The organism is Arthrobacter sp. P4_H3, assembly GCF_056400885.1.
The window spans coordinates 77,546-101,250 of record NZ_JBFUKK010000008.1; the positions used below are offsets into that span (position 1 = coordinate 77,546).

General features: G+C 65.8%; 19 protein-coding genes. 13 read left to right on the plus strand and 6 right to left on the minus strand.

The genetic code is table 11. The annotated features are described in order from the left end of the window. The first annotated feature begins 25 nt into the window (after positions 1-25). Together AC1DRE_RS12785 and AC1DRE_RS12790 are read left to right on the plus strand one after the other, a co-directional pair. Complete coding sequence (locus AC1DRE_RS12785; protein ID WP_476984987.1) at positions 26-799, plus strand: SDR family NAD(P)-dependent oxidoreductase; 774 nt, start codon at positions 26-28, stop codon at positions 797-799. A 121-nt stretch (positions 800-920) separates the two neighbouring features. Continuing rightward, complete coding sequence (locus AC1DRE_RS12790) at positions 921-2,051, plus strand: LOG family protein (protein WP_476984988.1); 1,131 nt, start codon at positions 921-923, stop codon at positions 2,049-2,051. Between the two features lie 66 nt (positions 2,052-2,117). Here AC1DRE_RS12790 and AC1DRE_RS12795 read toward each other — a convergent pair whose 3' ends face one another. Both AC1DRE_RS12795 and AC1DRE_RS12800 read right to left on the minus strand, forming a co-directional pair. Beyond that, the gene (locus AC1DRE_RS12795) at positions 2,118-2,978 is read right to left on the minus strand and encodes a matrixin family metalloprotease (RefSeq protein WP_476984989.1); all 861 of its coding nucleotides are present in this window, start codon (positions 2,976-2,978) and stop codon (positions 2,118-2,120) included. A gap of 47 nt (positions 2,979-3,025) precedes the next feature. Further along, positions 3,026-4,204, minus strand: coding sequence for a VIT1/CCC1 transporter family protein (locus AC1DRE_RS12800; RefSeq protein WP_476984990.1), 1,179 nt, complete (start codon positions 4,202-4,204; stop codon positions 3,026-3,028). A 258-nt stretch (positions 4,205-4,462) separates the two neighbouring features. Between AC1DRE_RS12800 and AC1DRE_RS12805 the strand changes: the two genes are divergently transcribed. After that, the gene (locus tag AC1DRE_RS12805; RefSeq protein ID WP_476984991.1) at positions 4,463-4,699 is read left to right on the plus strand and encodes a hypothetical protein; all 237 of its coding nucleotides are present in this window, start codon (positions 4,463-4,465) and stop codon (positions 4,697-4,699) included. A gap of 94 nt (positions 4,700-4,793) precedes the next feature. On the opposite strand, the gene AC1DRE_RS12810 is transcribed toward AC1DRE_RS12805, so the two are convergent. Continuing rightward, entirely contained in the window at positions 4,794-6,317 is a 1,524-nt protein-coding gene (locus AC1DRE_RS12810) for a sodium:solute symporter family protein (protein WP_476984992.1), read from the minus strand. Between the two features lie 297 nt (positions 6,318-6,614). Here AC1DRE_RS12810 and AC1DRE_RS12815 point away from each other — a divergent pair, with 297 nt between their 5' ends. Further along, the gene (locus AC1DRE_RS12815; protein WP_104173583.1) at positions 6,615-7,190 is read left to right on the plus strand and encodes a helix-turn-helix domain-containing protein; all 576 of its coding nucleotides are present in this window, start codon (positions 6,615-6,617) and stop codon (positions 7,188-7,190) included. Between the two features lie 85 nt (positions 7,191-7,275). Here AC1DRE_RS12815 and AC1DRE_RS12820 read toward each other — a convergent pair whose 3' ends face one another. Further along, positions 7,276-9,252, minus strand: a complete 1,977-nt coding sequence (locus tag AC1DRE_RS12820; RefSeq protein WP_476984993.1) for an APC family permease — start codon at positions 9,250-9,252, stop codon at positions 7,276-7,278. Between the two features lie 408 nt (positions 9,253-9,660). Here AC1DRE_RS12820 and AC1DRE_RS12825 point away from each other — a divergent pair, with 408 nt between their 5' ends. The 6 genes from AC1DRE_RS12825 (at position 9,661) to AC1DRE_RS12850 (ending at position 17,172) form a co-directional block, all read left to right on the plus strand. Further along, positions 9,661-11,112, plus strand: coding sequence for an ammonium transporter (locus tag AC1DRE_RS12825; RefSeq protein ID WP_476984994.1), 1,452 nt, complete (start codon positions 9,661-9,663; stop codon positions 11,110-11,112). Beyond that, on the plus strand, positions 11,109-11,450 hold the full coding sequence (locus tag AC1DRE_RS12830; protein WP_476984995.1) for a P-II family nitrogen regulator: 342 nt from the start codon (positions 11,109-11,111) through the stop codon (positions 11,448-11,450). Before AC1DRE_RS12825 ends, AC1DRE_RS12830 begins: the two co-directional genes overlap by 4 nt. 125 nt (positions 11,451-11,575) lie before the next feature. Next, the gene (gene speB, locus AC1DRE_RS12835) at positions 11,576-12,682 is read left to right on the plus strand and encodes an agmatinase (protein WP_476984996.1); all 1,107 of its coding nucleotides are present in this window, start codon (positions 11,576-11,578) and stop codon (positions 12,680-12,682) included. Next, the gene (locus AC1DRE_RS12840) at positions 12,679-14,373 is read left to right on the plus strand and encodes a thiamine pyrophosphate-binding protein (RefSeq protein WP_476984997.1); all 1,695 of its coding nucleotides are present in this window, start codon (positions 12,679-12,681) and stop codon (positions 14,371-14,373) included. Before speB ends, AC1DRE_RS12840 begins: the two co-directional genes overlap by 4 nt. Before the next feature lie 195 nt (positions 14,374-14,568). Continuing rightward, positions 14,569-15,048, plus strand: a complete 480-nt coding sequence (locus AC1DRE_RS12845) for a MarR family winged helix-turn-helix transcriptional regulator (RefSeq protein ID WP_104173577.1) — start codon at positions 14,569-14,571, stop codon at positions 15,046-15,048. 96 nt (positions 15,049-15,144) lie between these two features. Next, entirely contained in the window at positions 15,145-17,172 is a 2,028-nt protein-coding gene (locus AC1DRE_RS12850) for an MDR family MFS transporter (protein ID WP_476985065.1), read from the plus strand. Positions 17,173-17,226: 54 nt separating this feature from the next. On the opposite strand, the gene AC1DRE_RS12855 is transcribed toward AC1DRE_RS12850, so the two are convergent. Beyond that, the gene (locus tag AC1DRE_RS12855) at positions 17,227-18,183 is read right to left on the minus strand and encodes a class F sortase (RefSeq protein WP_476984998.1); all 957 of its coding nucleotides are present in this window, start codon (positions 18,181-18,183) and stop codon (positions 17,227-17,229) included. 79 nt (positions 18,184-18,262) lie between these two features. Continuing rightward, a complete protein-coding gene (locus tag AC1DRE_RS12860) occupies positions 18,263-19,039 on the minus strand; it encodes a hypothetical protein (protein WP_476984999.1) in 777 nt (258 codons plus the stop codon). A 426-nt stretch (positions 19,040-19,465) separates the two neighbouring features. On the opposite strand from AC1DRE_RS12860, the gene AC1DRE_RS12865 reads away from it, so the two are divergent. The 3 genes from AC1DRE_RS12865 to AC1DRE_RS12875 are packed head-to-tail and all read left to right on the plus strand — an operon-like array spanning position 19,466 to position 23,681. Next, complete coding sequence (locus AC1DRE_RS12865) at positions 19,466-21,199, plus strand: ABC transporter ATP-binding protein (RefSeq protein WP_476985000.1); 1,734 nt, start codon at positions 19,466-19,468, stop codon at positions 21,197-21,199. Beyond that, positions 21,196-23,229 carry an ABC transporter ATP-binding protein gene (locus tag AC1DRE_RS12870; protein ID WP_476985001.1) on the plus strand — a complete coding sequence of 678 codons (2,034 nt, stop codon included), beginning with the start codon at positions 21,196-21,198 and terminating at the stop codon, positions 23,227-23,229. Before AC1DRE_RS12865 ends, AC1DRE_RS12870 begins: the two co-directional genes overlap by 4 nt. A 35-nt stretch (positions 23,230-23,264) precedes the next feature. Next, a complete protein-coding gene (locus AC1DRE_RS12875) occupies positions 23,265-23,681 on the plus strand; it encodes an acyl-CoA thioesterase (RefSeq protein ID WP_476985002.1) in 417 nt (138 codons plus the stop codon). Positions 23,682-23,705 lie beyond the last annotated feature (24 nt).

The following is a 23,705-nucleotide window of genomic DNA, read 5'->3' on the forward strand; positions in this document are numbered from 1 at the left end:
GACGATTCCCGACGAAAGATACACCATGACAATCACCTCATTCCCCGCAGAACGCACCGTAGTACTGACCGGAGCGGCGTCCGCCCGCGGCATTGGCCGCGCAGCCGCTGACCGGATGGCCAGCGAGGGCTGGTCCATCGCGATCCTGGACATCAACGCCGAGGACGCCAAGGCCGCAGCTGCCGAGATCGGCTCCAACCGCGCCGTGAAGGCCATCGGTGTGGGCGCCGACGTTTCCGATGCCGCCTCCGTGGACCGGGCGATCACCGAGATCGAAGAATCCCTGCCGCCCATCGTGGCCCTCGCGAACCTCGCGGGCATCAGCTCGCCGACGACGTTCATGGAAACCACCGTGGAGGAGTGGGACAAGGTTTTCGCCATCAACATGCGCGGAACCTTCATCGTGTCCCAGCGCGTGCTCAAGGGAATGATCGAGCGCAAGCTCGGACGCATCGTGAGCATCTCGTCGATTTCCGCCCAGCGCGGCGGCGGCACGTACTCCAAGGTGGCGTACAGTGCGTCGAAGGCCGGAATCATCGGCTTCACCCGCGCCCTTGCCCGCGAGGTGGGGGAGTTCGGGGTCACCGTCAACGCGATCGCACCCGGCCCCATCGACACCGACATCATGGGCGGCACCCTGAGCGAGGAGCGCAAGGCCCAGATGTCCGAGGGCATCATGATGGGACGCGTTGGCACCCGCGAGGAAGTCGCGGCCCTGATCTCCTTCCTGCTCGGCAAGGACTCCGGCTACATCACTGCCGCCACGTACGACATCAATGGCGGGCTCCAGGTCTCCTGATCCGCGGCGGCCCCGCCCGCACGTGAACGCCTGTCCGTCCACTGAACGTAAGAGCAGAAGCGCCCCGCGGATTTTCCGCCGGGGCGCTTCTGCTCTACCCGCTGCGGACTAGGCTGACTGCATGAACGCCGCCGGCAGCCTGAGCCCCAGCCCCAGAACCCTTGAGGTTGAAAGCCTGGACAGCTTCGACCGCCTGGTGAAAGCGGGCGTTCGCACCATGCATGGCTGGCACGCCCAGTCGTTGGACCTGCGCGGCCGCACCGCGTCGCTGCAGGGCATGGACGCGCAGGGCGCGATCTTCCTTGGCTGCACCTTCGACGACGGCGTGGAGGAGTCGCTGCGGGACCGCGGGGCGCTGATCTTCCCCAGGCTGGAGTCCGTCCCCTTCGATCCCTATCGCGGGCAGCTCTACTCACCGCAGGAGCTCTACTCCGGTCCGCCCGGTGCGCCCTACGAGGCCACGCTGGACGGCCGGATCTACCACTGGAGCATCCGGCCCGGCCAGCGCCACCGGCTGGATGCCACGCTGGCCGCGGCGCTACATGACCATTCGATCGGCGACGCCCTCGATGAACTGACGCGCTCCGAGCTGGGCGGCCGCTCGATGGTGGGGGTGATGGGCGGCCATACCGCGAGGCGGGGAACGCCGGCCTTCATGGAGGCCGCCGTCGCCGGGCGGCTCCTTGCCAGGAGCGGCCGGGTGGTGGCCACGGGCGGCGGGCCGGGGGCCATGGAGGCCGCCAACATGGGCGCGTACCTCAGCGAACTGCCGGACGCGGACTTCCACGCTGCGTTGGCCCAGTTGGCAGCCGTTCCGGGCTTCCGGCCCTCGGTGTCCGCGTGGGCGCGGACGGCCGCCGCCGTCGTCGAACGCCATCCGGGCGGGACGCCGTCGCTGGGGATTCCCACCTGGTTCTACGGCCACGAGCCCCCCAACTATTTCGCCACCCATATCGCCAAGTACTTCGCCAACGCCATCCGGGAGGCGATCCTGCTGGAGCTTTGCGACGGCGGTGTGATCTTCCTGCCCGGGTCCGCCGGCACACTGCAGGAAATCTTCCAGGACGCGTGCGAGAACTACTACGGAGCCTCCGAAACCATCAGGCCCATGGTGCTCGTTGGCACCGAGCACTGGAAGCGGCGGTATCCGGCGTGGCCCTTGCTGCAGAGCCTTGCGGCGGGCAAGTCCATGGCGGACAGGATCTTCCTGGTGGAAACTGTGGAGGAAGCCCTCGACGCGGTGTCCCGTTAGCAGGGTCCCGTTAGCAGTGTCCCGTTAGCAGTGTCCCGTTAATAGTGTCCCGTTGGCAGCGGCCGGCTAAAGGTCCTTGCGGCAGGCGGCCTGGCCCAGCTTGTACAGGCCGTTAAGGTCGCCGGCGGCGAGGCCGTCCGGCGTGCCGATTTCCGGGTACATCAGCTGCAGGGGGTCATCGACGTGCTCCAGCCCCATCACATGGGACAGTTCGTGCAGGATGACGGCGGTGGCGTAGGCGGAGCCCTCGGGCCGCTCGAGTTCGCCGGCAATCTGCGGTGCGTCGAGGTCCAGGCTGCCGGTAACGAAGGTCTTCGGACCGCCGTCAAAACTGTAGTGCGTGCTCCCGCCGGTGCCGATCACCTGCCCCTTGAGCTTGGGGGAGGCCTCCGGTGTGGTCCACGAGATGAGGAGCGGCGCCCACCGCTCGCCGTAAGTTTCAGGCTGGTACGGATCGCGGTCCCCGGAAGGCGCTTCGGTGGACGGTCCGTCGTTGATGAAGCGGATCCCGGTGGCCCGGGCTATGGTGCCGACGGCTTCCTCCACCAGGCCTTCCGCGCCGGCCGGAGCCAGCCCGGCATTGACCACGTAATGCAGCGGGCGGCACGGCGAATAGCCTACGGGTTTGCCGTCGTCGTTCATCGCCAGGAACTTGAAGGAATCGCTGGGGACGGGCGGCTCGTCCGCTGTTCCCAGCGGGGAGTCCTCTTCCTCCAGTCCCGGGGGAGGCGCATCGGACCCAACAGTTTCCGCAGCTGTTCCCGGCTGCTGGTCCGCAGCCTGTCCGTTGGGGACCGTGCTGTTCCGGAATTCGAAGAGCCCCACGAAACGTGGATCGCCATAGAACAGTCCGGCAGCCGTAAACGCCGTCACCGCTATCAGCGCGGTGAGGGCCACGTTGCGCAGAATCCGGGCCGTGTTGCCCATCCGGCCGGAATGCCGCGGCCTTCGTTGACCGGGCGGGGGACTGTCCACTAGGCAACCACCGCGCCGAACGCCAGGCCGAGGAGGTACGTGACGCCGGCGGCGCCCATGCCGATGGCCAGTTGCCGGAAACCGCGGCTCGTCGGGGAGGTCCCGGACAGGAGTCCGACGACGCCGCCCGTCACCAGGAGCGCCATGCCCACCAGCACGGCGGAAACCACCAGTGCCGCGACGCCCGTCATGCCAAGCAGGAACGGGATGATGGGAATGATGGCGCCGGAGGCGAAGAAACAGAAGCTCGACGCCGCCGCGCTCCATGCCGTGCCCACCGCCTCATGCCGGTCCTCGGCCTCGGGGAGCTCCGGCTGGAGCGACAGACTGGGATCGCAGTCGCAGCTCAGCAGGCCCATTCGTTCCGCCACGCGGTGTTCGGCGGCTTCCCGGGACATCCCGCGGGCCAGGTAAACCAGCAGCAGCTCATTGTGCTCGATGTCCAGCAGCGGGGCGGCGGAAAGGGTGATCTGGGTGGGCCGCGTTGCAGCCAGCAGTTCGCGCTGGGAACGGACGGAGATGAATTCGCCCGCGCCCATGGACAGCGCTCCGGCGAGCAGCCCGGCCACACCGCTCAGGAGTACCACCTGGCTGCCAACGCCGGATGCGGCCATCCCCATCACCAGGGAAAGGTTGCTGACCAGGCCGTCATTGGCACCGAACACGGCGGCCCTGAAGGAGCCCGCCAGCCGGTTCCGGCCGCGGGTGGCGAGTCCACGGACAACTTCCTCGTGGATCTGCTCGTCGGCAACCATGGCGGGCGTGGCCGACGGGTCCGAGAAGTAAGGGGAGCGGCCCTCGGCTCGCTGGGCCAGCGCCAGCACGAACACGGAACCGAAATGCCGGGCCAGGAATCCCAGCAGCTGGCTGCGGAGGGATGCCGGGCGGGGCTTCCCGGCGTGATCGCCGAGGAGCCGGAGCCAGTGCGCTTCGTGGCGGCCCTCGGCCTCGGCCAGGGCCAGCAGGATGTCCCGCTCCTCGCCGCGGCGGTTCTGCGCCAGGTCGCGGTAGACGGCGGCCTCGGCACGTTCGTCGGCAAGGTACTGGCGCCAGCGCTTGATGTCGGCGTGGCCGGGGGCGGTGGCGGGGGTGGTTGCTGCGTTGGCTTCCGGGGCGCTTGCGGCCGGGGTATCGGCGGGGCAGGGCTGGTTTCGGTCAGATTTAGCGTGCTGAGACACGAACACTCCTGGGCTTGATAGGGCATGGTTCGGCCCCATTGCAGGTCCAGCCTACCCCGGTTTCGCGCCAATTTTCGGCCGGTGGTCCTCACCGGGAAGTTTAGGCGGACCGTAAAAACCGCAGTGGTTTGCGGGCTCTGGCGGGGAGCAATGCGCCGGCTATTGACCCCGCGTAATGCCGGTGCTGTGATGATTGCCAGGGCAGGTGCTTCCAAGGCCCGGCCCTTGGCCGCACAACCAGACACGGAGGTTTGCACCATGGACACCACCGGATCACGGCCCATCCAGCCGGAACGCGACACCATCGAATCCGATCCCGCCTATGACTTTGCCGAGGACGCGCCGATCGATGACGCAGGGGAGACCGAGGAAGAGGAACTGCTGGAAGACGCCGGCCGGCGTGTTCCCCTGGTCGAGGAGGATTTCCTTGGCGACGAAAAACCCGTGGTGCCTCTAAACGGTGAAGAATTCCCTGAGCCCGTGGAAGAGGAGTGAAACACCCCAGGCTGTAAACGCACGACGGCGGTGCCTCCCGCGCAGGGGAGGCACCGCCGTCGTGCGCTGTTTTTGCGGTTCTACATGGCCGGTTCTAGTTGGCGAGCGTCGGAACTGACTCTTCTTCGGAAGCCTTGCCGGCAACGCGCCGGTACCAGTTCTTCATAACGTGCGCGTCGGTGGGTTTGGTCAGCAGCGATACCGCTATGTAGACAGCGGCGGAGGCGAGCAGGCCGTAGTAGATCGGCTCGTTCGCGTAGATGCCGTCCAAGGGGGCGGCGGCATTGATCTCCAGGTAGATCATGGTGCCGAGGGTTACCACGGAACCCACGGCCATGGAGGCTGCGGCAGCAACACCGGTTCCGCGCTTCCACACCAGGCCACCGAGGATCGCGACCAGGAGCCCGCCAACCAGGATGTCGTAGGCGATGGTCAGTGCGGCTACGACGTCCTTGGTGATGATGGCGATGACAATGGCTATAACGCCCAGGCCAAGGACCCACATACGGTTGGCTTTGACGTCGTGCTCAGGGTTGTCGGAGTCATCGGTGTTGATGTCCTTGCCGAACCAGCTGCCCACGAAGGGAAGGACGTCGGCGCGGGCCACCGTTGCGGCTGCGATGAGCGCACCGGAGGCGGTGGACATCATGGCGGCCACGGCCGCTGCGAGCACCAGGCCGCCGATGCCGATGGGCAGCAGGTTCTGCGCCACCTCGGCGTAGACAACGTCCTTGCCCTGCGTGGCGACGTCGATCTCCGGGAGCGCCACCCGTGCGCCCAGGCCGATCAGGGCACCTGCTGCGCCGTAGAGGATGCAGTAGACGCCGGCCGTTGCGCCGCCCCAGCGGGCAACAGTGGGGGTCTTGGCGGTGAACACGCGCTGCCAGATGTCCTGGCCGATCAGGAGGCCGAGGGTGTAGACCACGAAGTACGTGATGATGGTCTGGATCCCGATGCCATCAATCTGGAAGAAGCTGTCTTCAACGCGGCTGCGGATGCCGTCCAGGCCGCCCGCTGCGTTGAGCGTGAAGGGCAGCATCAGGAAGAAGATGCCGACGGTCTTGATGACGAACTGGACCTGGTCCGCAAGGGTGATGGACCACATGCCGCCGATGGTCGAGTACACCAGGACGATTGCGCCGCCGATGGCGATGGCCAGCGCACGGTCCCAGCCGAACAGCACCACGAAGATGGTGGCATAGGCGCTGGTGGAGGTGGCGCACAGCATCAGTGTGTACGCCAGCATCACGATGCCTGAAGTCTGCGTGGCCCGGCTGCCGTAGCGGAGCGTCAGCATCTGTGACACCGTGTAGATCTTCAACTTCTGGATGGTGCCGGCAAACAGCAGGCTCAGCAGCAGCACGCCGGTGCCGATGGCCACCACGAGCCACATGCCGGAGATGCCGAACTTGTAGCCGAGGCCCACACCGCCCACCGTTGAGGCCCCGCCGAGAACCACGGCTGCCATGGTGCCGGTGTAAAGGAATGGGCCAAGCCTGCGGCCGGCCACCAGGAAATCGCTGTTGTTCTTGGTGCGGGACTTACCCCACCACCCGAAGGCCAGCATGGCGACCAGGTACACCACCACAATGGCGATGTTGACGAAATTTGCGTCCATGAAAATGCTCCTTGGAGCTGATTGGCAGCAGGGCGGGAATTCGCGGAAGCGTCAGCGCAGTGCCGGAAATCCGCTGCTATGTTGCGGTTGATGCAGGGGGAGATCCCTGATGGTGACTCGGTGATTCTCTGGTGATTGCCTAATAGACAACACTTGTTGCCTAAAAGAGTAGTTGTGACGGCGGTAACAGTCAAGGTGCATCTGACACCAACGGCCCGTTCCCGCGTCACAAGGCGGGTATCCAGCTAGTATGGCTCCAGCGATGGGGCCGTGCGGCCGGCTGCGAAAGGTTCGTTAATGAAGGCACTACCAGTTGAACCGAGCAATATTCCAGTTGCCATCGGTTCACGCATCCGTGCTGCCCGCCAGTCACAGCGGCTCACGATCGAGCAGGTGGCGGACGCCACCGGCCTCACCAAGGGATTCCTGAGCCGGGTTGAACGCGACCTGACATCGCCGTCGGTGGCTTCACTCGTGACGCTGTGCCAGGTGCTCTCCATCTCCATCGGCGACCTGTTTGCCGCGCCGGAAACCCACCTCACCAAGAAGGACGAGGGGCCGCGCATTTCACTGGGCGGCGAAGGCATCATCGAGCGCCTCCTGACGGCGCGCTCCGAACGGCGCGTCCAGATCATCCAGGCCGTGATCGAGCCCCGCGGCCGCGGCGAATCCGAACTGTACGCCGTGGACTGCGACGTCGATGTCCTCCACGTGATCAACGGCCGGATCAGGCTGATCCTCACGAATGAGGAATACGAGCTCAGCTCCGGCGACACCGTGACGTTCCCCGGCCGGGAGCCGCACACCTGGATCAACCCCACGGACGACGCCGTTGAAGTGCTCTGGGTGCTGGTCCCGGCCGCCAGCCGCTGACCCGGCGGGCTGACCCGCCAGCCGCTGACCCGGCGGGCTGACCCGCCAGCCGCTGACCCGCGCCGCTGACCCGGCGGGGCGTGGCTCAGCCCACGTGGACCCAGGGCCGGCGGGTGACGTCCGGCTCTGCCTCGCGCAGCACTTCCCGGGTAACGGGGGCGATCTCGCCCTCGCCGAACAACAGGAACCGGGTCAGGTTGGTCAGCGGGTTCCCCTCGGTCCAGCGGAAGTAGATGTGCGGCATCAGTCCCGTGACATCGCGAAGGTGCAGCAGCACGGCCGCCAGCGTGTTGGGCACGTTGTTGCTGTGTATTTCAAGAATGCGGAAGCCGTGCCGGACCTTCCCTGTGACCATGAGTTCCTGCTCGAAGTCCGAACTGTCGTCAACGAGGATCTCGATGAAGATCGCGTCGCTATCCGCCGGCAAGTGGTTGGCCAGTTCTGCGTGCTCCAGCTTGGCCCGGTACCGCGCGGCGCTGAGGCGTTTGGGCTCGTGCGCGATCAGCCGGATGGGGCCTTCCTCGCTGGCGGCCATGAACTCCAGGGCCTGTTCGTCCAGTCGGATGTGCGTGGCGCGGAGTTCGAAGGAGCGCCTGACGCGCGACGCGAAGCTCACCACCACGATGCCGAGGATGAACATCGCCGCGATCTTCAGGCCGTCGGGGCGTTCCACGACGTTCGCAACGGTGGTGTAGAGGAAAACGACGGCGATCGCCCCGAACGCGACCGTACGGCCGCGTTGCTGCTTGCGCCGGGCGGACAACGTGACGGCGATGGAGGCTGATGTCATCAGCACGAGGACGCCGGTGGCGTAGGCACCGCCCTGGGCTTCCACATTGGCCTCAAAGACAAGTGTGATGAGGAAAGCAACAGCAGTAAACACCAGCACCAAGGGCCGCACGGCCCGGGTCCAGGCGGGTGCCATGCCAAAGCGCGGGAGGTAGCGGGGTACCAGGTTGAGGAGCCCTGCCATGGCCGAGGCTCCGGCGAACCAGAGAATGGCGATGGTGCTCAGGTCGTAGACGGTTCCGAAACCGTCGCCCAGGAACTGGTGGGCCAGGAAGGCCAGCGCCCGGCCATTGGCCTTGCCGCCCGGTTCGAACTCGGCTGCCGGGATCAGGAACGTGGTGATGAAACTGGAGGCGATGAGGAACCCGCTCATGATCAGGGCGGCCGTGGTCAGGAGCTTGTGCGCGCCGCGGATCCGGCCGGTCGGCTTTGCCTCGGTGTCGTCCGGGCTGCCCTGGATCTGCGGCATGACTGCCACTCCCGTTTCGAAGCCGGAGAGCCCCAGCGCAAGCTTGGGGAAAACCAGCAGGGCGATGCCGATCATCACGAGGGGGTTTCCGTGCTGCTGGTTGAGGGCGGCCCACCAGTCCGTGACCACATGGGCTTCGCTGAACACATGGGCGAGGCCCACCAAGACCACAACCGCATTGAGCAGCAGGAACACCGCCACCAGAACAACCGCCACGTTGATGGCTTCCTTGAAGCCGCGGAGGAAGACCACGCCCAGGCCTGCGATCAATGCCAGCGTTATCGCCACTTCCTGGCCATGCAGGAAGTCGGGGGCGAACGGGTTTTCGATGGCGTGCGCACTGGCGTCCGCAGCCGAGAGGGTCATGGTGATCATGAAGTCCGTGGCGGCGAAACCCAGGAGTGCCAGGACGAACAGCTTCCCGCCCCAGCGGGGGAGCAGCCGCTCCAGCATGGCGATCGATCCCTCGCCGCGGGGGCTCTCGGAGGCCACCCGCCGGTACACCGGCAGGGCGCCCAGGAGCGTGACGGCCACCAGGACCACGGTCGCCAGGGGGGAGACCATTCCGGCGGCAAGCGCGGCAATGGCGGGCTGGTAGCCAAGCGTGGAGAAGTAGTCCACGCCGGTGAGGCACATGACCTTCCACCAGGGCTGGGGTGTGTGGTTCGCCTGCGGCTGGCCGTGGGGACCCTGCCGTTTGCCGGATCCTTCGGGCATGCCCTCCAGCAGCCAGCCCCTTAGCCGATGGGGCTTGCGTTTGAACCTGTCGGAGGGGTCGGCGGGCGGCCGGGTGAGCGTGGTCACGGTATCCTTTCGCGGAGCGCGGCTTTCGGCCGTCTGAGGCCCGTGGTGCTGCTCCTGATTGGAGCGTAGGCCCGGGAACGTGCGCAGGATGCAGGCTTTAACGAAATCTTTACGCCCGGTGTGACCGTCGTTACTTTCTGCCCGGAAGCGCGTGGCCCGGGGCCTTAGCGGGTGGGCGGCGCATCGGCGCAACGATGGTGAGATGTATGTCACATCCCGGAAATATGCCGGAAACGCAGGGTTCATGCCCGACCCTGCTGTTTAACGTCCCGGAAAAACTTTGTGGCTATGGCGGAAACACCCCGGTTGTAGCGTCGGATTTGGGGAACTCATAGCTGCACCGTCGTTTTGAATGGTCTCGCCGTAGCCGGCGCCCAGGAGCGCCACTTCTTGAGGAAGGCTCCCGAAATGAACATCTCTCTAGTCAATGTGGGAATGGCAGTGGATCCCGCGGTGCTCGATCCCGGCGCCACGGCCTGGATGCTGGCAGCGTCCGCACTCGTCCTGCTGATGACCCCCGGCCTGGCATTCTTCTACGGGGGCCTCGTCCGGATGAAATCCGTCCTGAACATTATGATGATGAGCTTTGGCGCCATGGGCGTTGTTGCTGTGGTCTGGGCGCTGTGGGGCTATGGGCTGGCATTCGGACCTGACACCATGGCCGGGCTCGTCGGCGATCCCTTTGCCAACCCCGGCCTGAGCGGACTGACCAGCACTATCGGGGGCAAGGCGCCCGGGCTCCCGGACATGGTGTTCATCGGCTTCCAGGCAACGTTCGCCATCATCACCGTGGCACTGATCAGCGGAGCGGTGGCGGAGCGGGTCCGGTTCGGGCCGTGGCTGCTATTCGCGGCGCTGTGGGTCACGCTCGTTTACGCCCCCATTGCGCACTGGGTCTGGGGCGGCGGACTGTTCGGCCCCACGGGCATCGTCGGCAGCAAGATCTCCGCCCTCGACTTCGCCGGCGGAACCGTGGTCCACATGAATGCGGGCATAGCGGGACTGATGCTCGCCGTCGTGCTCGGAAAACGCCTCGGATTCATGAAGGATCCCAACATCCGTCCGCACAACCTGCCTTTCGTGATGCTCGGCGCAGGACTCCTGTGGTTCGGCTGGTTTGGCTTCAATGCCGGCTCTGAACTCGCGGCCGACGCCATCGCCGGCCTGGCCTGGACCAACACCCTGCTGGCCACGAGTGCGGCGCTCCTGGGGTGGCTGCTGATCGAAAGGCTCCGGGACGGCCACGCCACTTCCCTCGGCGCCGCATCGGGAGCCGTCGCCGGCCTGGTCGCCGTCACGCCGGCCTGCGGGTTCGTGGACCCGATCGGCGCCATCCTGATCGGTGTCGTGGCCGGGGCGGTGTGCGCGCTCGCGGTCGGACTCAAATTCAAGATCGGCCTGGATGATTCGCTGGACGTGGTGGCCGTGCACTTTGTCGGCGGCCTGTGGGGGACGCTCTCACTGGGATTCTTCGCTGTCCCGTCGGTCAAGACCGAGGGCGGGCTCTTCTACGGCGGCGGCCTGACACAGTTCTGGCCCCAGGTCCTCACCGCGCTGATAGTCACCGCCTGGAGCGCTCTTATGACCACGCTGATCGGATTCGCCATCCACAAGATGATGGGCATGCGGGTGTCCGAAGCCAACGAACGGTCCGGCATCGACGTTACCGAACACGCCGAAACCGCCTACGAGCTGCTGATGGTTGGCGGTACATTCCACCCGGGCGAGCACCATAGCAAGACAGTCCCTGCGGAGGGCGAGGCGGACAAGCCTGAGGTTGCTTCCGCGGAAACGCCTGCGGAAGTAGTAGCGGCGGGCCAGTCCGGCCGGCAGTCAGAGAACAGCAGGGTGGGGACGTGAAACTCATCACGGCCATCGTCCGTCCGGAAAAGGTCGAGACCGTCCGGGCGGCCTTGGAAGGGTTCGGCGTCAGCGGACTGACCGTTAGCCAGGCCAGCGGCTACGGTCAGCAGCGGGGCCACGTGGAGGTCTACCGCGGAACCGAATACAACTCCGACCTTCTGCCGAAGGCGCGCGTGGAGGTGCTGGTGACCGAGGAAGCCATGGACGGTGTGATGGCGGCCATCGAATCGGGCGCCAGCACCGGTCGGTTCGGGGACGGGAAGATCTGGACCGTCTCCGTCTGCGACGCCGTGAGGGTCAGGACGGGGGAGCGGGGGGCGTCCGCCATCGACTGAGGAATACGCGCCGGCGTGAGGGGCCGATCCCGGAAGCGATTGGTAAACACTTGATGCACAACGGGAAACTTGAGTGTATGATGGGTGTCACACTACCGATCCATCCTCGAAGGAGAGGCGTTCCTTTGGAAGAGCTGCGCATCGAGGCCAACGGCAACCTTGGCCCTATCGATTCATCCCGTATTCCCCGCTATGCAGGGGCTGCTACGTACGCCCGACTGCCCAGGCTGGACCAGGTGGCCAAGGCCGACATCACGGTGGTGGGGGTGCCCTTCGATTCCGGCGTCTCCTACCGCCCGGGTGCCCGTTTCGGCGCCAACCACGTTCGCGAGGCCAGCCGGCTGCTGCGCCCCTACAACCCGGCGTGGGACGTCAGCCCGTTCGAAAACGTCCAGGTGGCGGACGCTGGCGACATGGCCGTGAACCCGTTCAACATCAACGAAGCCATCGAGACCATCCAGCAGAACGCCCTGGACCTGACTGCCGGTGGCAGCAAGCTGGTCACTCTTGGCGGAGACCACACCATCGCCCTGCCGCTCCTCCGTGCCGCTGCCGAGCGCGCCGGGGAGCCCGTGGCCATGCTGCACTTCGATGCGCACCTGGACACCTGGGACACGTACTTCGGGGCCGAATACACCCACGGCACGCCGTTCCGCCGCGCTGTCGAGGAGGGCATCCTGGACACCGAGGCCATCAGCCACATTGGAACCCGCGGTCCGCTGTACGGCAAGAAGGACCTCGACGACGACCACCGCTTCGGCTTCGGCATCGTCACCTCGGCCGACGTCTACTACCAGGGCGTCCTGGAGACGGTGGCCAAGGTCCGGGACCGGATCGGCAACCGCCCGCTGTACATCTCCGTTGACATCGACGTCCTGGACCCCGCGCACGCGCCGGGCACCGGAACCCCGGAGGCCGGCGGCATCACCAGTCGGGAACTGCTGGAGATCATCCGCGGCTTCCGGGGCATGAACCTGGTCGGTGCGGACATCGTTGAGGTGGCTCCGGCCTACGACCACGCTGAAATCACCGGCGTCGCGGCCAGTCACGTTGCCTACGAACTCGTCACGCTCATGGCGGACTCCGCCGTTGAAGGCAACAGGTTCGGCGCCGCCAACGGCTACGCCGCGCAGGCGCTCGGGCAGGAAAAGAGGCACCAGGCAGGTTTTGCCGCCGCCGCTTTCCAGCCCGGAAAAATCATCAGTCCGACCGTCGAGGAGTTCTCGAAGTGATCGATTTCGATCCGGGCGCGGCTGCTCCAACAAAAGGTACCAGCGTCCGCAACGGCGGGGACCTCGTCGTCGAGACCCTTGAAGCGCTCGGCGCGAAGACGGTTTTTGGCATCCCGGGCCAGCACGCACTGGGCCTGTTCGATGCGATGGGCCGGGGAAACCTGCACTTCGTGTCCTCGCGGGTGGAGAATAATTCAGCGTTCGCGGCCGACGGGTATTCACGGGCCACGGGCGAGGTGGGGGTGCTGTTCCTGTCCACCGGCCCGGGTGCGCTGACGTCCCTGGCCGGGCTGCAGGAAGCCTACGCCACGGGTGTGCCCATGGTGGTGGTGGCCAGCCAGATTCCGCTGGACGGGCTCGGCGCCCGGCGCAAAGGCATGCTCCACCAGCTCGATGACCAGAAGGCCTCGGCCGCGAACGTCACCAAGAGCCAGCGCCTGATCCAGCACGCCTCCGGGATCCCCTCCGCCATCCAGGACGCCTGGACCGAGGCGATTTCCTCCCCGCAGGGCCCCGTCTGGCTGGAGATCCCGCAGAACGTCCTGCTGGACCCCATCATGGTCCCGCCGGTGGAGGACGCCCTCGCCGAAGCGGCGGACAACCCGCCCCGGGTGGAGCTGGTCCGCGAAGCAGTGAAGTGGCTGTCGACGGCGGAACGTCCGGCGATCATCGCCGGCGGCGGCACGCGCCGCGGCCGGGCCGAGAAGTCCCTGCTGTCCATCGCGGAGAAGCTGCGGGCACCGGTGATCTGCACCCCCGGCGGCAACGGCGCGTTCCCGTGGAACCACGAGCTCTCGCTGCAGTCCTGGATCGAGGACCGGTACATGACGGACCTGCTCGAGGACGCGGACGTGCTGATCGTCATCGGCTCCTCCCTCGGCGAAGTCACCTCCAACTACTTCACGTTCGAGCCGCGCGGCCGGATCATCCAGATCGACGCCGAACCCCGGGTCCTGGAGTCCAACCGGCCCGGCCTGGGCATCCGTGCCGACGCCGGCCAGGCCCTCGCGGCTCTGGATGCTGCCCTGACCGAACCGCACGGGGAACGGGCCGACTGGCACGGCACCTCACCGGAGGCGCTGGTCAAGGAATCCCTGGCCAAGGTCAAGGCCCGGCTGGAGTCCCAGGACCTCGGCAAGGAACTGAAGTTCATGGCCGACATCCGCGAAGCCGTACCTGCTGACATGCAGACCTTCTGGGACATGACCATCTCCGCGTACTGGGGCTGGAGCTGCTGGGACGCCCGCGAGGGTCAGTTCCACTCCGCCCAGGGCGCCGGCGGGCTGGGCTTCGGCTTCCCCGCCGCCATTGGCGGGGCAGTGGGGCTGGAAACCATCGGCAAGCCCGGGCGGGTCCTCGCGGTCTCCGGCGACGGTTCGGCCATGTATTCCATCTCCGAACTGGCCACGGCCAAGCAGCACAACGTCCCGGTCACCTGGCTGATCGTGGACGATGGCGGCTACGGCATCCTGCGCGAGTACATGGTGGGCGCCTTCGGCCAGGCCACGGCCACCGAACTAGCCCGCCCCGACTTCGTCAAACTCGCCGAAGCCTTCGGCGTCCCGGCCGTCCGGGTGACCCCGGAGAACGTCGGGGACGCGCTCAAGGCGGGCTTCGCCGCCGACGGGCCGAACGTCGTCGTCGTCGAAACCCTGCTCAAGATGTTCGGACCCACCCACCTGGGCGTCTGAAACTCCCACCAACCCAACCGCCACCACATAGCGCGAACGGACAGTTGAGGCCCCAAAAGCGGGGGCCTCAACTGTCCGTTCGCGCTTGACGTTTGCGTGCCACGAGCCCGTCCGACACCAACGCCGAGCTGTTAGTTTCCCAAAGCAACCATTCTCCCGTATAGTTGCTTTAGGCAAGCAAAGGGGTTATTCAGCATGGCAGTTGCACCGGAAACCGCGGCCGATCTCGTTTACCAGATCTTCGACCTGCAGCGGGCGGTCCGCTGCGTCGCGGTCTCAAGCCTGCGCGGCCAGGAAACCGGGGTGGCGCTCCAGGGCGTCCTGCGGTTCGTGGGGGAGGGGGAGTCCCGGGCCACGCATCTCGCCGCGCGTCTGGGGGTCAGCGCTCCCGTCCTGAGCCGGCATATTGCCGACCTGGAAGAACACGGGCTGGTGGTCCGCAGGCCTGATCCGGAAGACGGACGGGCCCAGCTTGTGGCGCTGTCCGAGGCCGGCGCGGGGAAGCTGCGCGAGATAGAGCAGCAGCGCACTGCGACGCTCCAGGGTTACCTGCAGGACTGGAGCGAGGACGACGCCGAAGAGACCGCGAAAGTCCTGAAGAAACTTGCCGAATCCCTCAGGGATTCTGCCCGGGCAAAGACGGCCGGATCCATCGAAAACATTCCAACCGCTTAGGAGCTGCACATGGCGAGCCACGCTTCAGCCACCGGTCCGTCCCGGGCCCTGTCAAATACATCACCGCAACCATCCGCACCGGCGCCGCAGCCTGCGATGAGCCACCGCCAGATCATGGAGGCCCTCACCGGGCTGCTGGCCGCGTTCTTCACGGCGATCATCAGCAGTACCATCGTGGCCAACGCGCTGCCCACCATCATGTCCGAGCTCAAGGGCACCCAGACGGACTTCGCCTGGGTCATCACGGCTGCCCTGCTGGCCAACGCCGCCACCACCCCGATCTGGGGCAAGCTCGCCGATCTCTTCGACAAGAAGGTGCTCGTCCAGCTGAGCATTGTGATCTTCGTGGCCGGTTCCGTGATGGCGGGCCTGTCCGAGACGATCCCGCTGCTGCTGACCGCCCGCGTTATCCAGGGCGTCGCCATGGGCGGCCTGACCGCGTTGGCGCAGGCCATCATCGGCTCCATCATCCCGCCCCGGGACCGCGGCAAGTACTCCGGCTACATGGGCGGCGTCATGGCTGTGGGCACCGCCGGCGGCCCGCTGCTCGGCGGATTTATTGTGGACAGCCCGCTGGGCTGGCGCTGGACCTTCTTCGTCTGTGTCCCGCTGGCCGTCATCGCCCTCATCCTGCTGCAGATCACGCTGAAGCTTCCCCACGTCAAGCGCCACGCCAAGATCGACTGGCTCGGGTCCATCCTGCTCACCTCCGGCGTCAGCCTGCTGCTGATCTGGGTGTCTTTCGCCGGCAACCCGGAATACTACGACTGGTGGTCCTGGCAGACGGCCGCAATGGTGGGCGGCGGCGTGCTGCTCCTGGCCCTCCTCGTCGTCGTGGAATCCAGGGTGGAGCAGCCCATCATCCCGCTCAAGATCATCAGCGAACGCACCACCGCCCTGGCCATCCTCGCTTCCGTCGCAGTAGGCGTCGGCATGTTCGGGTCCTCCGCCTTCCTGGGCCAGTACTTCCAGGTGGCCCGCGGTGCCAGTCCCACCGAAGCAGGGCTGCTGACGCTGCCCATGATCGCCGGTAACCTCATCGGGTCGGTGCTGTCGGGCCAGCTGATCAGCCGCACCGGCAAGTGGAAGCGCTACCTCGTAGCCGGCTCCATCTTCCTGATCGGCGGACTGGGATTGGCCGGAACCATCGACCACACCACCGAACTCTGGCTGACCGGCCTCTACACCGCGGTCCTCGGACTGGGGCTCGGCCTGCTGATGCAGAACCTCGTGCTGGCAGTCCAGAACACTGTCCGGGCCACTGACATCGGTACCGCGAGCGCCTCCGTGGCATTCTTCCGCTCCGTGGGCGGCGCGATCGGAGTGTCCGTGCTGGGCGCCGTCCTGGCCAACCGCGTCAAGGAACTGGCTACCGAGGGCCTGGCCGCAGCCGGGATCCCGGCCGCAGGCGGCTCCGCCGGAGCCAGCATGGACCTCCAGGACATGCCGGCCCCGGTCCGGGACATCATGAGGGCGGCCTACGGTGACGCGACAGCCGAAATCTTCCTGATCTCCGCGGTGATCGGCATCATCGCCCTTGTAGCGGTCCTGTGCATCAAGGAACAGCCGCTGCGCCCCACCGTTGACATCGTCCCGGCACCTGCCGCTTCCGGAAGCACTGCAGTTTCAGACAACGGCAACGCCGCTCCGGCCTCGGCGCCGGCCGCCGCGGCCGACGCCGGCATCGTGGACCTCGACCGGGAGTTCATCGAGGTCCTCAGCAGGCAGCGCGCCCAAGAGTCCCGCTTTCCCGACGCCGCACGCCAAGATCGGAGCACCACCCGCGAAGGGCGCGGACACCTCGACGGCGACGCCCCGTCCGCCGAACGGGAAGGTTCCCGGGTGCGTTCCCGGACCATGGTGGCCGACCCGCAGCAAGAAGCCGCCGACGTCGTGCCCCTCCTGCTGCAGACGCAGCAGCTGCTGGCCGAACAGCAGCTCCACTTGGCCGAAGCGCTGCGTGCCGTCCACGAACAGACCGCGGAGCAGCGGGAGATCGCTGCCGAACAGGCGCGCATCAGCGGGGAGCTCACCACCATCCGGCGGCAGCTCGCCAAGGAGCGGAAGCTGCAGCGTGCCGCGGCGGACTACATCGCCACGCACGGGCGGCACCGGGGCGAATAGTCGCCCGCAACACCGTACGACGGCGACGGCGGCACAGCGCCGCCGTCGCCGTTGTCAGGGCGAGGGGACCGGAGACGCAACGACCACCACGTTCTTCCCCCAGGGATCTTCCGTATAGCAGCTGATCAGCACAAGGCGGTTGGGAACTGCGGTCCAGATCGGGCTGTCCTTCAGGCTTGCCTTCACGTAGGTGTCCACCGAATCCACCCTGTAGCGCATGGTTCCCGATGCGGTTGTGGCTTCGAAGATGTCACCGGGAACACTCGCGGCGCTGAGCCGGTTGAAGGGAGCGTCCCGGCCTTCCCAACTGTGGCCCAGGATGTACGTCGTGTTGGTGGACCCGGCGCCGGGCATGCCGAAGTCTGACACCCAATAGCCGTCCACGGTGATCGGCGGCACGATCGCCTGGGACTCCAGCTCCTCGCGCGACGGGGTCAGCGGATGAATCGCGACGTCCAGCCCGGCCGCCGGATAGACGATCCTGGTGGGGGCTGCGGCCGGCGGATAGCTGGGCAGGCTCGGCGGCGGTTCCTTCGCCGCGGGTGCAGTTGTCGGGGTCTCCTTGCCGCTCCAAGGGAAAGTGTCCGGCGGCACAGCATAGCCAGGCAGAGCCAGCTCGGCCGACCGCGTATACGGGGCAGGCGCCGGGTGGGACCCGGCCCTGCCGGACGTGTTCCCGGGAGCGACGATGCCGGGGAGGAACGTCAACACCAAGAAGGCCACGACCCCGGCGAGGAGCAGCAGCAGATCGCCGCGGTTCAGTGACAGGCGGTTCAGTGGCAGGCTCGCCAGCAGAAAACGGTTCAGGCGTAAAAGGTCACTGCGCCACCGCTCCAACAGCCGTTGGTGGTGGGCCCCGTTTCCGGCCGCCTCCTTCTCCGGAGTCCTGCCCTCGGGAACCCAGTCCTCGGGTCCGTCGTCCGGGGCTCCGCCCCGCCCGCCCGCACCAGGCGCGGCGATATCGCGGTCCAGGGGCGGGCTGTCCACGTCATGGCGGTAGGGGAAGGACATCGGAACTCCTCCGTAGATATAGGTGTGGACGGGCATCGCACCGTAACGGTGGATGCCCGTCCTGACCACAGGAACTGCCTTACTTCGACGACCCGAAGTTCTGCAGGCGTCCCCTGTGCCGCAGGGCGACCAGTCCCGTGGCGCCAAGCAGTGCAGCCAAGCCCCCGAACCAAGCGGGCATGCCGGCATCTGTCTGGGTTCCGGCCGCAGTCTGGGCATTGAACCCGCGGTTGACCACCGGAGCGGCAGCCGGGGCCGCTGCTGCTCCTGCTGCGGCTCCAGCGGGCACTGCGACAACAGCCGGCGGAGTCACGGCCGGCGGGACAACAACAGGCGGCGTCACGACCGGCGGAACAACAACAGGCGGAGTCACAACCGGCGGAACCACAACGGGCGGCTTCGTCTCTTCCTGTTCCTCTTCTTCTTCACCCTTCACGTCGCAACCGCCCGCCGGGACCGGATAGATGTCGGCCCTGCCGTTATGTCCGTCCTTGTGGCCGTTCCACCACGCCTTTTCGGGAATGGTGATGACGACGTACGGGTTCTTCTCGGATCCCGTCGCGTGGCAAATGGTGACCTTCTTGGAGTCGTGGCCCTCGTCGTCGTCCTTGGGGCCGTGGTCACCCTTTGACCCGCCAGGGCAGCCGCCCGCAGGCGCGGGAATCAGGTCGCCACTGTGCGAGGCATGGCCATTTCCATTGAGCGCATTCTTGCTGACCGTGATGCTCACGAAGGGGTTCGATTCCGAGCCCGTTGCGTGGCAAATGCTGACTTTGTCGTCGCCGGCATTTGCCGGGGCTGTAACGCCAATTAACGCAATGCCCGCAATACCGGCCGTTGCGAGGATTCTCTTCATGGGATTCTCCATCTGGATCATTTTGGACTGACCAGACTGCGGGAGCGGGAGGCCCCATGGCGGAGCCGGCCGTTGGCCGTAGGTGCCCAGATCGCCTGCGACTCTCCTGCAGAGTTGTCAATTAACTGACCACTTCACGCTAAGGCTCAGGCACTGGCGTGGTCGCGAGTAGCCGATACTTGACTGGGTACCCGTTTTTCACATTCCCTTCCCTCGGGACCGGGCGATAACACCCGTTTCACCCGTAACAGGACGCACGTGGGGCTCTGCCGCCACCCTGGCGCGGATACGCCCTTCGGATGATATTTGCCTACTGTTGTTTCGCATAGGCAACGGATTTCGTAGAGTGGGAAGGCTAAGAGTGTCAGCCCCCGCTGGTATTACTTCTTCCAATTCACTTCGCGCTCTTCCAAAGGATTACCGGGCATGCTTGTCACCCTCATACGGCGCTATTCCAAGCCGTATTTGCCGTATATCGCGGCAGTCATTGTCTTCCAGTTGGCATCCACCATTGCGGCCCTCTACCTTCCCAGCCTGAACGCCCAGATCATCGATGAGGGCGTCTCCCGAGGAGACACCGACTACATCTGGCGGACGGGCGGGGTCATGCTCGGCGTGGCACTGATCCAGGTTGCCACCGCCATCGCCGGTGTCTACTTCGGGTCCAAGGCGGCGATGGCCTTCGGCCGGGACCTGCGCCGTGGTGTCTTCCGGAAGGTGACGAGCTTTTCGGCCAAGGACGTCAACGTTTTTGGGGCACCAACCCTGATTACCCGCGGCACCAACGACGTCCAGCAGGTCCAGATGCTGGTTCTCATGGGGCTGAACTTCATGGTGGCCACGCCCATCATGTGCATCGGCGGCATCATCATGGCGTTGCGCGAGGACCTGAGCCTGTCCTGGCTGGTTTGGGTCTCCGTTCCGGTGCTGATTGCCGTGGTGGGGTACCTCGTGGTCCGCCTCATGCCGCTCTTCCGTTCCATGCAGACGAAAATCGACCGCATCAACGGCATCCTCCGCGAGCAGATCATTGGCATCCGCGTGGTCCGCGCCTTCGTCCGGGAACCGCACGAGACCGAGCGTTTCGGCGGGGCCAACCGCGAACTCACCGATGTATCGCTGAAAATCGGCGCCTTGTTCGTCCTGATGTTCCCGGCCATCGGGATGATCCTCCATGTCTCCACCGCAGCCGTGCTGTGGTTCGGCGGCCAACGGGTGGATGCCGGGGAGATGCAGATCGGTTCCCTGACGGCCTTCCTGCAGTACCTCCTGCAGATTCTGATGGCGGTCATGATGGGCACGTTCATGGCCATGATGATTCCGCGGGCCTCGGTCTGTGCGGACCGCATCGGCGAGGTGCTCGACGTCGAACCCTCCATCCATGAACCGGAGGCACCGGTGGCGCCCACCCACAGGACCGGTCGCGTGGAGTACCGCAATGTCTCGTTCGCGTACCCCGGGGCCGAAGAACCCGTCCTGAGCAACATCAGCTTCATCGCCGAGCCCGGCCAGACCGTGGCCATTGTCGGTTCAACCGGCGCCGGCAAGACCAGCCTGCTGTCCCTGCTGCCGCGGCTTTACGATGTCGCGTCCGGCGAGGTGCTGCTCGACGGCGTCCCCATCACCAACCTTGAGCGTTCCGAAATCACCGGCCGGGTGGCCATGGTGCCGCAGCGACCGTACCTCTTCTCCGGAACCATCGAGCACAACCTGCGCTTCGGGAAGACAGAGGCCACGGACGAGGAACTGTGGGACGCGCTCACGGTGGCCCAGGCGGCGGACTTCGTTCGGGACAAGAAGAACGGTCTCGGTTCCAGGATCGCCCAGGGCGGCACCAACGTCTCGGGCGGCCAGCGCCAGCGTCTGTGCATTGCCAGGGCTTTGGTAACCCAGCCCAAGGTGTACCTGTTCGATGACTCCTTTTCGGCCCTCGACGTCGCCACGGACGCCCGGCTTCGCCGTGCACTCAGGGCGAAAACGGCCGATGCCACGGTGATCATCGTGGGTCAGCGAGTGTCCACCATCGCCGATGCCGACCAGATCCTGGTCCTGGACAACGGCCGGATCGTGGACCGGGGCACGCACGATGAGCTGCTGCTTAGTTCCACCACCTATCAGGAAATCGTCGAGTCCCAGCTGACCGCGGAGGAAGTGGCATGAGCACCAACGAGAAACTCCCCGCAGGCCAGGACACACTTCCCGTGGAGGACGACGACTTCTACGAAGAGGAATACAAGCCCACCGAGGCCGACGGCGACATGTTCGGCGGCACGCCGGCGAAGAAGGCCGAGCATTTCTGGCCGTCCGCCAAGCGCCTGATGGGCCTGCTGAAACCCGAGTCCGCCGGCATCGCCCTGGTGCTCGCCATGGTGACGGTCGCGGTGGTCCTCAACGTCATCGCCCCCAGGATCCTGGGTCAGGCAATGGACGTCATCTTCGGGGGAGTGGTCGGAAAGCAGCTGCCCGCCGGAGTCAGCAAAGACCAGTTCGTGGACGGGCTGCGCGCCCAGGGCGAAAACAACTTCGCGGACATGATCGCCAAGATGGAACTCATTCCGGGCGTGGGGATCGACTTCCAGAAACTGTCGTTCCTGATCAGCATTGTGCTGGTGATGTACTTCGTGGCGAACATCTTCACCTGGCTGCAGGGCTATGTCCTGAATGTTCTGGTCATGCGCGTGGTCCGCAAACTGCGAGACGACACGGAGAAGAAGCTCAACCGGCTGCCGCTGAACTACTTCGACACCCGTCAGCGTGGCGACACCCTGTCCCGGGTCACCAACGACGTCGACAACATCCAGCAGGCGCTGCAGCAGGCCTTCGCGCAACTGATCAGTTCTGCGCTCACAGTGCTCGGCATCGTCATCATGATGTTCATCGTGTCGTGGCAGCTGGCCCTCATCGCCCTCGTGGCCCTCCCGCTGTCCGGAGTGGCCGCCGGCATCATCGGCTCACGAAGTCAGAAGCTGTTCGCGGCGCAATGGAAGAACACCGGCCAGCTCAACGGCCAGATCGAGGAATCGTTCTCCGGACACGACCTCGTGCGTGTCTTCGGCCGTGACGCCGACATCCTGGAACGCTTCGACGAGCGGAACGAAGCCCTGTACAAGGCCAGCTTCGGAGCCCAGTTCGTCTCCGGCATGATCATGCCGGTCATGCAGTTCGTCTCCTACCTCAGCTATGTGGGCATCGCTGTGGTCGGCGGGCTGAGGGTGGCCTCCGGCGGTATGAGCCTGGGCGACGCCACCGCTTTCATCCAGTACTCGCGAGAGTTCACGCAGCCGCTCGGACAGATGGCCGGCATGGCCAACATGCTGCAGTCCGGCGTTGCCTCGGCTGAGCGGGTCTTCGAATTCCTGGATGCCGAGGAACAGGATGCAGAGACTGCCACAGAGCACCTTCCTGCCAAGACCGACGGCCACGTCGAGTTCAAGCAGGTGACCTTCAGCTACTCGGAGGACAAGCCCCTGATCGAGGACCTATCCTTCAACGCAGAACCGGGACACACCGTGGCCATCGTCGGCCCCACCGGTGCGGGCAAGACCACCCTGGTCAACCTGGTGATGCGCTTCTACGAGCTCAACTCGGGAAGCATCACGCTGGACGGTGTGGACATCACTCACCTGAGCCGCTCCGAACTGCGGGCCAAGGTGGGCATGGTGCTGCAGGATGCCTGGCTGTTCGGCGGCAGCATCTACGACAACATCAAATACGGAAACCTCAACGCCACCGAGGACCAGGTCATGGAGGCGGCGCGGGCAACGTTTGTGGACAGGTTCGTCCGGGCACTCCCGGAAGGCTACAACACCGTCATCGATGAAGAAGGCAACAATGTCAGCGCCGGTGAGAAGCAGCTCATCACCATCGCCCGTGCCTTTGTGGCCAACCCGTCCCTGCTCATCCTGGACGAGGCAACCAGCTCGGTGGACACACGCACCGAAGTCCTGGTCCAGAAGGCAATGGCGGCCCTGCGGACGGACCGCACGAGCTTTGTGATCGCGCACCGGCTGTCCACCATCCGCGACGCCGACACCATCCTGGTGATGGAAGCCGGGCGGATCGTGGAGCAGGGGAACCACCACGACCTGCTGGAACTCAAGGGCGCCTACTACCGTCTTTACATGTCCCAGTTCGCGGGCGAGGACGCAGAGCAGTCGCTGGAAGATGACGCGACGGCGGTGCACAGCTGAGCGCCGCCGGCCGGCGCATCGAGGTCCTCATCCCCATGCGGTGGGGCGACATGGATGCCTACGGCCACATCAACAATGTGCAGATCGTGCGGATGCTGGAAGAGGCCCGCATCGCGGCCTTCGGACCGCCCCGCGGGGCCGGACTGCCCGGTATCGAGCCGAAGGTGTCCCTCTTCAACGATGTTGAGGAGGGCACCATGGCCCTGGTGGTGGAACACCGGATCCGCTACGTCAGGACGCTGGAATACCGGAACGTGCCGGCCGTGGTCCAGCTGTGGATCGGCGCCGTCAAAGGCGCCAGCTTCGACATCCACTACCTGGTGCAGGACCCGGTCACCCGGGAGGAGTGCGTCAAGGCCACCACCCACCTGGCCTTCGTGGATGAGGGTACCGGCAGGGTCCTTCGCTTGACTCCGGAGCAGAAGGAGCGGCTCGCGCCGTTCGTGGCCTGAGCCTAAAGCCCCTACCTACGGGCG

Coding starts and splice junctions, on each gene's coding strand:
- AC1DRE_RS12875 (WP_476985002.1), top strand. CDS start 23,265: ATGCGGTGGGGCGACATGGATGCCTACGGCCACATCAACAATGTGCAG.
- AC1DRE_RS12825 (WP_476984994.1), top strand. CDS start 9,661: ATGAACATCTCTCTAGTCAATGTGGGAATGGCAGTGGATCCCGCGGTG.
- AC1DRE_RS12865 (WP_476985000.1), top strand. CDS start 19,466: ATGCTTGTCACCCTCATACGGCGCTATTCCAAGCCGTATTTGCCGTAT.
- AC1DRE_RS12810 (WP_476984992.1), bottom strand. CDS start 6,317: ATGGACGCAAATTTCGTCAACATCGCCATTGTGGTGGTGTACCTGGTC.
- AC1DRE_RS12815 (WP_104173583.1), top strand. CDS start 6,615: ATGAAGGCACTACCAGTTGAACCGAGCAATATTCCAGTTGCCATCGGT.
- AC1DRE_RS12870 (WP_476985001.1), top strand. CDS start 21,196: ATGAGCACCAACGAGAAACTCCCCGCAGGCCAGGACACACTTCCCGTG.
- AC1DRE_RS12805 (WP_476984991.1), top strand. CDS start 4,463: ATGGACACCACCGGATCACGGCCCATCCAGCCGGAACGCGACACCATC.
- AC1DRE_RS12855 (WP_476984998.1), bottom strand. CDS start 18,183: ATGTCCTTCCCCTACCGCCATGACGTGGACAGCCCGCCCCTGGACCGC.
- AC1DRE_RS12785 (WP_476984987.1), top strand. CDS start 26: ATGACAATCACCTCATTCCCCGCAGAACGCACCGTAGTACTGACCGGA.
- AC1DRE_RS12845 (WP_104173577.1), top strand. CDS start 14,569: ATGGCAGTTGCACCGGAAACCGCGGCCGATCTCGTTTACCAGATCTTC.
- AC1DRE_RS12850 (WP_476985065.1), top strand. CDS start 15,145: ATGAGCCACCGCCAGATCATGGAGGCCCTCACCGGGCTGCTGGCCGCG.
- AC1DRE_RS12790 (WP_476984988.1), top strand. CDS start 921: ATGAACGCCGCCGGCAGCCTGAGCCCCAGCCCCAGAACCCTTGAGGTT.
- AC1DRE_RS12795 (WP_476984989.1), bottom strand. CDS start 2,978: ATGGGCAACACGGCCCGGATTCTGCGCAACGTGGCCCTCACCGCGCTG.
- AC1DRE_RS12860 (WP_476984999.1), bottom strand. CDS start 19,039: ATGAAGAGAATCCTCGCAACGGCCGGTATTGCGGGCATTGCGTTAATT.